Consider the following 10,572-nt stretch of genomic DNA (forward strand, 5'->3'; position numbering starts at 1 on the left):
GGGCCGTTACAGCCAGCCACGCTCCTTGTAGTAGCGCGCGGCGCCCTCATGCAGGGGAGCGGAGAGGCCCACCTTGATCATGTCGGCTTCCTTCAGATCGGCGAAGGCCGGGTGCAGGCGCTTGAAGCGATCCAAGTTGTCGAACACCGACTTCACCAGCTGATAGACCACTTCCGGATCCGCCTTGGCGCTGGTGGAGAGCACCGCCTTGCCACCGATGGACGGGGTCGGGTTCGGACTGCCCTTGTAGAGGCCACCGGGGATCTCGGCCTTGGTGTAGTAGCTCTTCTCCGCCAGCAGCTTGTCGATCTCCGGGCCGGTCACCGGTACCAGCACGGTGGCCGTGGTGGTGGAGGCTTCCTGGATGGCACCGTTCGGGTGGCCCACGAAGTAGCTCATGGCATCAATGTTGTTGTCACCCAGGGCGGAAGCCTGCTCCGCCGGTTTCAGCTCGGAGACCAGGCTGAAGGCGGACTTGTCCCAGCCCTTCACCGCCATGATCTCTTCGAAGGTATCCCGCTGGCCGGAGCCCGGGTTGCCGATGTTGACGCGCTTGCCCTTCAGATCGTCGAAACCGGTGATCTTGGCATCCTGACGGGCCAGGATGGTGAAGACTTCGCTCTGCAGGGAGAAGACGGCGCGAATGTCCTCCATGGCACCTTCGGCCTGGAAGGGTGCCAGTCCCTTCATCGCCTTGTACTGGTGGTCGGACTGCATGATGCCGAAGTTGAACTCACCGCTGCGGATGCCGTTGACGTTGGCCACGCCACCGCCACTGGCCGGCGCGTTGCACTTGATCTGGTGATCGGCGGCGCCACGATTGAGGAAGCGGCAGATGGACTGACCCGCCACATAGTAGACACCGGTCTGACCGCCGGTGCCTATGGTCACGAACCGCTCGGCGGCCTGTACCTGGCCACCGAATGAGGCCCCGACCAGGGCAGCAGACAAGGCGCACGCCAAGGATAATCCTTTCATGTTGTTCTTCCTTTTCATCGATTTATCTCACCCGATTCCCGGGTGAATATGAGTCAGGCCCGCATCAAGGCCGGGCCTGTCTATATGACCTCATACGAGGAAGGGGTCGGGCGAAAACGGATGCCCTTCCCAAAGCCACCATCGTCCTGTGGTGAGATAATCAGCATCATGCCGATCGAGGGTGATTCGACCAGAAGAGGGTCGGATCAAAAGTTGTAACCACTCGATTAAGCACAGGGCGCCAACATTAATCAAACAAAACAGCAAAATGGCGGATTAAAATAGCGAGAAATTTGAAGCGGATCATCAATTTTTTGCTGAGGGATCCATTCACGCTGTCGGTGAGCCGGGAGGTCGGTGGCGGAAAGAAGATTCCTTTGCAGCCCTTTCAGGACAAGGGGCGAGAGGCAAGTCAGTTATGCTGGCCATGAATGAAATGACGGAATAAAAACAACGTTTAGCGTGATCTTTGCAGCAGAACATCATATCGCAACCGGGTTGCCGCCAACGGGCTCCCCACCCCGTCACGTTAACATCCGCGCATCATCCCCGCCCGGATCGGTCCCACGCCCCATGTGGGACCTTTCCGCGCAGTCGGGCCCCAGATGACAAGGCCCGGCTCACCAGGGTCGCTGGCGGCCGGGCCGGGATCGTCGGAGGGTCACGCCCAGAGGTTTATGCTTTGGACTTGGCCAGATCCAGAATAAACGCGAACTCCAGTGCAATGTCTTCATAAGCCTTGAAGCGGCCCGATTTGCCGCCGTGACCGGCGTCCATGTCGGTGCTGAGCAGCAGCAGGTTGTCGTCCGTCTTCAGCTCCCGCAATTTGGCGACCCACTTGGCTGGCTCCCAGTACTGCACCTGGGAGTCGTGCAGGCCGGTGGTGACCAGCAGGTTCGGGTAGGCCTGGGCCTTGACCTGATCGTAGGGGCTGTAGGCCAGCATGTAGTCGTAGTAGCGCTTCTGGTTCGGGTTGCCCCACTCGTCGTACTCGCCGGTGGTGAGGGGAATGGACTCGTCCAGCATGGTGGTCACCACGTCCACGAAGGGCACCTGGGCCACCACGCCGCGATAGAGCTCGGGCGCCTGGTTGATGACGGCCCCCATCAGCAGGCCGCCGGCGCTGCCTCCCATGGCATAGACCTGATCCCTGGCCCCGTAACCCTGGGCCACCAGGGCCTGGGTCACGTCGATGAAGTCGTGGAAGCTGTTCTGCTTCTTGAGCAGCTTGCCGTCTTCATACCAGCCGCGGCCCAGCTCCTCGCCCCCCCGAATATGGGCGATGGCGTAGACGAAGCCTCTGTCCAGCAGGCTCAGACGGGCGGTGCTGAAGTCCGGATCCATGCTGGCGCCGTAGGAACCATAGCCGTAGACCAGCAGCGGATTGTGGCCATTCTTCTTGAACAGATCCTTGCGATAGACCAGGGAGACCGGCACCTTGACCCCGTCACGGGCGTCGATCCAGAGCCGCTCGCTGGCATATTTCTCGGCCTTGAAGCCCGCCACCGCCTGCTGCTTGAGCAGGGTGCGCTTGCCGCTGTCGAGGTTGAGCTCATAGGTCGAGGACGGCGTGGTCATGGAGGAGTAGCCGTAGCGCAGGGCGCTGGTGTCGGGCTCGGGGTTGTAGCCAAGCCAGGTGACATAGGCCGGATCATCGAAGGCGATCTCCTTCTGCTCGCCGCTCTGCCAGTTCACCTGGCGCAGCCGGGTCAGCCCCTGGCTGCGCTCTTCCAGCACCAGCCAGTCCTTGAACAGGGCATAGCTCTCCAGCAGCACGTCCTGGTTCGGGGCGATCACCGCCTTCCAGCGATCCACCGGGCTCTCCTTGGTCTCGTAGAGGCCGAAGTTCTTGCCGTCCTTGTTGGAGCGCACGTAGAAGCGGCCACGGTAGTGATCCAGGCTGTACTCATGATCCACCTGGCGCGGCAGGAACAGGCGCGGCTTCTGGCTCGGGGTGTTGGCGTCGATGAGGCGCGCCTCCCCGGTGGTAGTGCTTGAAAGCGCGATGACGATGAAGTCTTCCGAGGTGGTGGCATAGAGGCTGACGTAGAAGCTGTCGTCCTTCTCCTCGTACACCAGCTGATCCTTGGCAGGATCCGTGCCGAGCTCGTGGCGATAGACCTGATAGGGCAGCAGGGTCTGGGGGTGCTTGCGCACATAGAACACCGTCTTGCTGTCGTTGGCCCACACCAGGTTGCCGGAGGTGTTCTCAAGTTTGTCCGTCGCCCACTGGCCGCTCTCCAGATCCAGGAACTGCACCTGGTACTGACGACGGGAGAGGAAATCTTCCGCCACCGCCAGCCAGCGGTTGTTGCGGCTCACCTCCAGCGCGCCCAGGGCATAGAACTCGTGCCCCTCGGCCCGCAGGTTGCTGTCCAGCAGCAAACTGGCTTTGGGTTCAGGCTGCCCTTTCTCTCCTACCGGCGTGCGGGAATAGATGCCGTACTCCTTGCCCGGCTCGTAGCGGGTCTGGTAGCGGTAGCCGTTCTTCACATAGGGCACCGACTCGTCCTGCTGGGGAATGCGGGCGACCATCTCCTTGTAGAGTTTCTCACGCAGGGGCAGGGTCGGCTTGAGCACCGCCTCCGTATAGGCGTTCTCGGCCTTGAGGTAATCCAGCACCTCGGGCTTCTGGCGTTCGTCGTCCCGCAGCCAGTAGTAGTTGTCGATCCGCTCCTCCCCGTGTTTCTTCAGTGAGTGGGGATGCTTGGCAGCCACGGGCGGGAGAGGGGCGGACTGAACGGTGGAATCGGGCATGGCGGACTCTTCATTGGCATGGGTAAAGGGGGCGGCGGCCAGGCAAGCCAGCAGCAGCAACCCTCGGGAAACGTTGAACATCTCGCATCCTTTGCGCACGGACAGGATGGGTGAAACCCGGGCCAGGCGCCACGGCGTGAGGCCCATAGGCTGGCATGGGCACCGCACAGGCGGCAGCCCGGATCCTGTAGGAATAATTTGGCGATCAATCTGCCCCTTGTCGCCCCGGGTTGCAAGTGATCCCCCTTTATTCCCCCCAAAACAACGAAAAAGGGTCACCCTCTCGCGATGGTGACCCTCCTTCTCTGGCCATGAGCGACACGGGTTCGCTCAGGTGTGCCTCACATGATGGAGTAGTGCCGGCTCATGACCAGTGTTCGTCAGCCGGGATAGCTCGACCAGACCTTGGTCGCGCCCTCCTCGCTGATGCTCAGCACCTGGTAGGGCTGACCGGGGATATCCATGCCCGGCGCACTCTGGGGCATACCCGGAATGGTCAGGCCGCGGATCGCCGGTTTCTCCTTGAGCATCTTCTGCACGTCGGCGGCGGGCACATGCCCCTCGACCACATAGCCATTCACCACCCCGGTGTGGCAGGAGGCCAACTGCGGGGTGATGCCATGCTGCTGCTTGACGGGATCCAGCTGCTCGGTTTCCACGACCTTGACCTCAAAGCCGTTCTCTTCCATGTGCTTGACCCAGCTCTTGCAGCAGCCGCAGTACTTGGATTTGTAGACTGTCATCTGCTCCGTTGCCAGGGCAGAGAAACTGACGGTACCGGCCAGCAGGGCCAGTAGCAGGGACTTGTACATAACTCACCTCAGATAAGAAGAAATACCCAATGAACAGGGGACAAATCGACTCAACCGAGGGTGCGGGGGGGACGCTCCAGCCGCGCCCTGGGGGCGTCCGGCACATAGAGAGAGGGGGAGAGGAAATCCGGGGAGTCAGGCTCCAGCATGGCCACCGTCAGGCTGTCGCCGGTCAGCACCGTCATGGCGAGGGCCGAGGTGAAGCTGCCACAGGGCATGGCTTTCTCCAGGGTGCGCTCGCTCTGGCTGCAGTGGGGCGTCAGGGTACAGAGGTCGGTCGCCGCCCGGCTGCCAAACGACATCAACACCAGCAGCAGACTCCACAGGGGGAGCCAGCGACGGGCGTGAGCGAGTTGGCGACGGGTCAAAACCATGAGATGACTCAGCAATCAAAGGAGGCCTATGGTAACCCCGGGCCCTGGGGGAGGGTCAAGCCTGCCACCTGAGGGAGATCAAAAGAGGGTGAGATAGCTCGGGGGCCGTGGCACACTTCCCCTGATTAGGCAGTGCCAAAAGAGACGCGGACTACCACGGCCTTCGCGCCCGCCACTGGTGACTCGGGACGCTTCTTGCTAACGTCGCCACTCGATGCATCTTATTCGCAGACACGAATCCCGCTCAGGTTATGACCCCATGAAACGCATTCTGGTTATCTTTTCACACCCGGCGCTGCAGAGCTCCCGGGCCAACCGGCAACTTTTGCAGGCCATCGACGGCCTGGAAGGGGTCACCCTGCACGACCTCTACCAACAGTACCCGGACATGTATATCGACGTGAAGCGCGAGCAGGCGTTGCTGGCGGAGCACGATCTCATCGTCTTCCAGCACCCCTTCTACTGGTACTCCTGCCCCGCCATCATGAAGGAGTGGATGGATCTGGTGCTGGAGTATGGCTATGCCTACGGCCCGGAAGCCCATGCCCTGGCGGGCAAGCAGTGGCTCTCCGCCATCACCACCGGAGGAGCGCCCGAGTCTTATTGCAGCGCGGGTTACAACCAGCGGCCCCTGCTCGACTTCCTGTTGCCCTTCCAGCAGACGGCCCAGTTGTGCGGCATGGCCTGGCTGCCCCCCTTCGTGTTGCACTCCTTCCACAAGCTGAAGGATCCCGAGGCCCTGCGCCGCTGCGGCCAGGATTATCGTCAGTTGATCTGCGCCCTGCGCGATGAGCAGCTGACCCCGGCCCAGCTGGGTGCAAGCCCCTATCTGCGCGATCTGCTGGAGGTGCTGTGATGGGACACGGAATTCTGCTCGATGCCCTGATCTATCTCTGTGCCGCGGTAATTGCGGTCCCCCTCGCCAAGCGCTGGGGGCTGGGCTCCGTGCTCGGTTACCTGCTGGCCGGCATCATCATAGGCCCCTTCCTGCTGGGCCTGGTGGGAGAACAGAAAGACGTGATGCACTTCGCCGAGTTCGGGGTGGTGCTGATGCTGTTCCTGGTCGGCCTGGAGCTGCGCCCCGCCCTCTTGTGGCAACTGAAGGGCCCCATCCTCGGCACCGGCGGCCTGCAGGTATTGCTCACCACGGCGGCCCTGACCGGAGTCGCCACCCTCATCGGGCTGCCCTGGCAACAGGGGCTGGCCATCGGCCTCATCCTGGCGCTCTCCTCCACCGCCATCGTCTTGCAGAGCCTGCAGGAGCGCAAACTGATGCAGAGCGAGAGCGGCCGATCCGCCTTCGCCGTGCTGCTGTTCCAGGACATCGCCGTGATCCCCATCCTGGCGGTGCTGCCCCTGCTGGCCATCGCCCCCGTGGTCAGCAACGGCAACTCCGATCTCGCGGGCTGGCAGCACGGCCTGCTGGTGGTGGCCGCCATCGCCGGCATAGTGCTCGGCGGCCATTACCTGATGCGACCGGTGTTCCGTGCCATCGCCCAGTCCCACATGCGGGAGATCTTCGTCGCCGCCGCCCTGCTGCTGGTCATTGCCATCGCCGTGCTGATGGAGTCGGTGGGCCTCTCCCCCGCCCTCGGCTCCTTCCTGGCCGGCGTGGTGCTGGCGGACAGCGAGTATCGCCACGAGCTGGAAGCGGACATCGAGCCGTTCAAGGGGCTGTTGCTCGGGCTCTTCTTCATGTCGGTGGGGGCCGGCATCGATTTCAGCCTGTTCGCCCAGCATCCCCTGCTGATCCCGACCCTGGTGGTCGGCCTGATGGTCTTGAAGTGGCTGGTACTGATGGTGCTGGCCCTGATCCTGCGGGTCTCCCCCAGCCAGCGCTGGACCTTCGCCCTGGCGCTGGCTCAGGGGGGGGAGTTCGCCTTCGTGCTGTTCTCCTTCGCCGCCCAGAACAAGGTGCTGCCGGGCAGCACCATCTCCTTGCTGACCCTGGTGGTGGCCCTCTCCATGGCGCTGACCCCGCTGCTCTTGATCCTCAACGACAGGGTGATCCAACCCTGGTTCGATTACCGCAACCGGGAGGATCTGCCCAAGCACGAGCAACCCGAGCTGGTGGAGCATCCCGTCATCATCGCCGGCTTCGGCCGTTTCGGTCAGATAGTGGGTCGTCTGCTGCACGGCCATGGCATTGGTACGACCATCCTTGAACAGGACGCCAGCCAGATAGAGATGCTACGAAAGTACGGTTACCAGGTGTTTTATGGGGATGCCAGTCGACTCGATCTGCTGCATGCCGCAGGGGCCCACAAGGCCAAGCTGCTGGTGCTCTCCATCAATGATCCCGCCACCTCCCTCACGGTGATCGAGATGGTGAAGAAACACTTCCCGCACCTTAAGATACTGGCGCGTGCCCAGGACAGACCGACGGCCCACGAGATCCTGCGCCTCGGGGTCGAGAGCGTGCACCGGGAAACCCTGGGATCGGCGGTGGATCTGGGGGTCGAGGCCCTCACCCAGCTCGGTTTCAGGGCCAACCAGGCCTGGCGCGCCGGCCAGATGTTCAAGCGGTATGACAACCGCCTGCTGCGCGAGCAGGTCAACTATCTGGATGACGAACACACCTATATCAACAAGAGCCTGCAATACCGGGAGATCCTCTCCGATCTGCTGCAAGACGATCAGGAGGGACAGGAGCGTACCCACGCCCACAACTGGAACAGCGGTCTGCACGACAACGACAAGGAAGCAATATGATTGCCTATTACCCCCTGCTCAAACACCTGCACATGACACTGGCGCTGGTCAGCGTGCTGCTGTTCCTCTATCGCTGGCTGCTGGCCCTGGGTGGCAGCGCCCGTCTGCAACAGAAGTGGCTGAAGATCCTGCCCCACCTCAACGACACCCTGCTGCTGGTACTTGGCGTGCTGCTGGCCGTGACCCTGCAGATGAGCCCGGGCCAGCAGCCCTGGCTGATGGCCAAGCTCGTCGCCCTGGTGCTCTACATCGGCCTTGGCGTCATGGCCCTCAAGCGTCCCGCCCGTAGCCAGAAGCTGGTAGCCGGCATCGCCGCCCTCGCCGTGTTTGGCTACATGGTCGGTGCCGCCATGACCAAGTCCCCCTGGTCCTGGCTGGTCTGATCCCCGCAGCAGGAGGGTGAGAGCACGGCTTTCACCCTCCATTTCCAGCCTCTCCCCGACCACTGCGCCCTGACGATCCCGTCCCTGCAAGCCTCATATCCCATCCCAATCACGGATAATCCGCTGTCGCCACTGTCATTTTTTCAACCAAAAAAGGCTTCATAAGGAGCCTTCATTGGCGTATTTTATTATCTCCATCAATAAGTTAGCCACGCATGTATGAAAATGGCGACAGTTGTCGCAGCAAAACTTGCGACATATATTGTCGCAAGTGCTGGCTAGGATAAACTCAACGCTAAACCAGTGAAGGCAAGCACCATGAGTAAGAAGCTGTTACGACAACTGACCTTGGCGCGTTGCATCCCGCACCGCCCTTACAAGCTGACCGCCAGCCAACTTCAGGTAAAACTGGAAGAGGAAGGCATACACGTCAGTCTGCGTACCGTGCAACGGGACCTGGAAGAAATGTCCGGCATGGGACTGTTCGACCTCACCTCCGATGAACGCAGCAAACCCCATGGCTGGTGCTTCGAGCGCCACGGTCTGAACGACTTCGCCAATATCATGCCGCTCTCCCTTGCGGTGGCCCTGAAAACCTGGAGCGACCAGGCGAGCCAGCTGCTGCCAGCGAGCGTGCTGACCGAATTGAACCCCCTGGTCGACAAGGCTGGCCAGGTGATCCGCGACAGTCAGAGCGAACTGGCTGAGCGCTGGCTCGAGAGCGTGCATCAGTCTCCGCGCCCCTTCGCCGGCAACCCGGAGATCCGTCGCAGCACCCTGATCCGCGACGCCCTGTGGCGTGGCCGCAAGTTCAGCGCCGAGATCCAGCGCGTCATCAAGGAGCGCACCGTGTGGCTCTGCTATGACCGCATCAACCCGCTCGGCATCCTGAATCAGGCCGATGGCCCCGTGCTGCTCTGCACCCTGTCCGAGCTGGATCCCAAGGTCTACGGCATCCCGTTCGATCACATCAAGAACGTGGAGCTGACCAACTTCAGCGCGACCCAGCCCAAGGAGTTCAACATCCAGAAGCTGATCCGCGACCAGGGCTACCAGGACGTCAGCGGCCCCATCCGCTTCGTCGGCCGCATCGATGCCAACTGCCCGACCCTGATCGATGGCCAGATCCCGGGACACAACCCGCGCATGACCCGCTACGACAAACGCAGCGTGGTAGTGGAGACCGAGGTGCAGGACACCCCCGAGTTCCGCTCCTGGCTGAACAACATGAGCGGCAACCTGGAAGTGCTGGCGCCCGAGTCACTGCGCAAGGCATATCCTGCTCCCACCACCCGGGTCAGCTGATCGGATAGCATCGTCAAACACCAAAAGCCGGGATCTCTCCCGGCTTTTGGTTGATTTATCAGCATATTCATTCAATAAAATTTGAACGTTTACACCCCTCATTGAATCTCTTGTACCATCGTTTTCCTGCCAATTTCTCCTTGTGAGAGATCCGCCATTCCCCCTGTAAGACCCCACAGTGTTGAGCCGTACGCGAAGCCATCCCGAGTACATGATGCTTTCCATGGAAACAAAATAACCATCTGATATTAATGATAATTTCTATCTTCAGTCTAAAAAACATCCGGCAGAATGCCCAGCTTGAAGGGGTTTCATGCCTTGTTCCCCCCCGTGGTTACCTTAATATGGGTCTCACAAGGACGGCGCTGACTCGGCAGGATGCAGAAACAGCGCATAAATAGGACAAGCCGCAGGATGTGGCAGGACACCTCAGGATGAGGCCGATAACCCGGACGGTTATCACAAGGAATGACAGGACAGCCGCAGGATGCGGTGTTGGACACCTCGGGATGAGGCAGAGCAGCAGGACAGCAGCTCTTCAGGATGACAGGACACTCGCCGGAGGCGACAGGAACGGCTTCAGGACGAAGCGAGATAATCAGGATGATTATCTGTCAGGAAGACGCATGGAACACCGCTGGATGCGGTAATGGACACCTCCAGGATGGAGAGGGTGAAGCAATCAGGAGCGATTGCCAGGCTAGGATGGCCACAGGACACCCCAACGGAATGGGAAGGGGAAATTCCAAAGGAAAGGATAGAGTCAAGGATTGCAGGGAGCATGGCAGTTCAGGGACTGGACGAGATGACTTGAGGGGACGGCAGCTGCCGTCCCCTTTTCTTTTTAAGATATTCCTGGAAAGGATTCCTCCCCCCGCTTCATACCCTTTGCTCGGCTGAGCAACGACCAGAGCCAATCATATGAGTGCCAGCCCCTTTCCAGCCGCTTTCCCTGATCGGGGTAACCCCTGGCCTCCAGAAACATGAACGAGGTACCTGAAGCGTCTGAGAGCGCGAGTGCCCACGATCAGCCCGATGCCTCACCACTCGCCCTGTGTGTTCTACTCTGGGTCGAAATCAGCCCTCTGCAGTGAGATATGCAAGGTATGGAAGTTTGCCAGGCAGGGCGAGAAGGCTCGCCCGGGTGAGCATAAAATCGAAAACGCAGAAACGAAAAAAAGCCCAGTCGTTAGACTGGGCTTCTTGTTAGTGGCGGAGCGGACGGGACTCGAACCCGCGACCCCCGGCGTG

The 10,572-nt window shown here is 60.9% G+C and carries 8 protein-coding genes; 4 read left to right on the top strand and 4 right to left on the bottom strand.

Annotated features, from left to right (window positions below):
• Nucleotides 1–6: 6 nt before the first annotated feature.
• From ACW5W7_RS19200 to ACW5W7_RS19215, 4 genes are all read right to left on the bottom strand, one after another.
• Nucleotides 7–978 (bottom strand): TAXI family TRAP transporter solute-binding subunit, encoded by a 972-nt coding sequence (locus ACW5W7_RS19200; RefSeq protein ID WP_349920661.1) that lies wholly within the window; start codon nucleotides 976–978, stop codon nucleotides 7–9.
• A 675-nt stretch (nucleotides 979–1,653) separates the two neighbouring features.
• Nucleotides 1,654–3,816, bottom strand: coding sequence for a S9 family peptidase (locus tag ACW5W7_RS19205; RefSeq protein WP_456502740.1), 2,163 nt, complete (start codon nucleotides 3,814–3,816; stop codon nucleotides 1,654–1,656).
• A gap of 299 nt (nucleotides 3,817–4,115) precedes the next feature.
• On the bottom strand, nucleotides 4,116–4,547 hold the full coding sequence (locus tag ACW5W7_RS19210; protein WP_349920659.1) for a DUF411 domain-containing protein: 432 nt from the start codon (nucleotides 4,545–4,547) through the stop codon (nucleotides 4,116–4,118).
• A 50-nt stretch (nucleotides 4,548–4,597) separates the two neighbouring features.
• Nucleotides 4,598–4,921 (bottom strand): hypothetical protein, encoded by a 324-nt coding sequence (locus ACW5W7_RS19215; RefSeq protein WP_349920658.1) that lies wholly within the window; start codon nucleotides 4,919–4,921, stop codon nucleotides 4,598–4,600.
• 259 nt (nucleotides 4,922–5,180) lie between these two features.
• Between ACW5W7_RS19215 and kefF the strand changes: the two genes are divergently transcribed.
• From kefF to ACW5W7_RS19235, 4 genes are all read left to right on the top strand, one after another.
• The gene (gene kefF, locus ACW5W7_RS19220; RefSeq protein ID WP_434665134.1) at nucleotides 5,181–5,777 is read left to right on the top strand and encodes a glutathione-regulated potassium-efflux system oxidoreductase KefF; all 597 of its coding nucleotides are present in this window, start codon (nucleotides 5,181–5,183) and stop codon (nucleotides 5,775–5,777) included.
• Nucleotides 5,777–7,633, top strand: a complete 1,857-nt coding sequence (kefC, locus tag ACW5W7_RS19225; protein WP_456502741.1) for a glutathione-regulated potassium-efflux system protein KefC — start codon at nucleotides 5,777–5,779, stop codon at nucleotides 7,631–7,633. Before kefF ends, kefC begins: the two co-directional genes overlap by 1 nt.
• Nucleotides 7,630–8,016 (top strand): SirB2 family protein, encoded by a 387-nt coding sequence (locus ACW5W7_RS19230; RefSeq protein WP_456502742.1) that lies wholly within the window; start codon nucleotides 7,630–7,632, stop codon nucleotides 8,014–8,016. Before kefC ends, ACW5W7_RS19230 begins: the two co-directional genes overlap by 4 nt.
• Nucleotides 8,017–8,334: 318 nt before the next feature.
• Nucleotides 8,335–9,321, top strand: coding sequence for a helix-turn-helix transcriptional regulator (locus tag ACW5W7_RS19235; RefSeq protein ID WP_349920654.1), 987 nt, complete (start codon nucleotides 8,335–8,337; stop codon nucleotides 9,319–9,321).
• Nucleotides 9,322–10,572: the final 1,251 nt, after the last annotated feature.

This window comes from Aeromonas intestinalis, assembly GCF_054052485.1.

Excerpts from the sequence above, each read along its gene's own strand:
- ACW5W7_RS19200 (WP_349920661.1), bottom strand. The coding sequence starts at position 978 with ATGAAAGGATTATCCTTGGCGTGCGCCTTGTCTGCTGCCCTGGTCGGG.
- ACW5W7_RS19205 (WP_456502740.1), bottom strand. The coding sequence starts at position 3,816 with ATGTTCAACGTTTCCCGAGGGTTGCTGCTGCTGGCTTGCCTGGCCGCC.
- ACW5W7_RS19210 (WP_349920659.1), bottom strand. The coding sequence starts at position 4,547 with ATGTACAAGTCCCTGCTACTGGCCCTGCTGGCCGGTACCGTCAGTTTC.
- ACW5W7_RS19215 (WP_349920658.1), bottom strand. The coding sequence starts at position 4,921 with ATGGTTTTGACCCGTCGCCAACTCGCTCACGCCCGTCGCTGGCTCCCC.
- kefF (WP_434665134.1), top strand. The coding sequence starts at position 5,181 with ATGAAACGCATTCTGGTTATCTTTTCACACCCGGCGCTGCAGAGCTCC.
- kefC (WP_456502741.1), top strand. The coding sequence starts at position 5,777 with ATGGGACACGGAATTCTGCTCGATGCCCTGATCTATCTCTGTGCCGCG.
- ACW5W7_RS19230 (WP_456502742.1), top strand. The coding sequence starts at position 7,630 with ATGATTGCCTATTACCCCCTGCTCAAACACCTGCACATGACACTGGCG.
- ACW5W7_RS19235 (WP_349920654.1), top strand. The coding sequence starts at position 8,335 with ATGAGTAAGAAGCTGTTACGACAACTGACCTTGGCGCGTTGCATCCCG.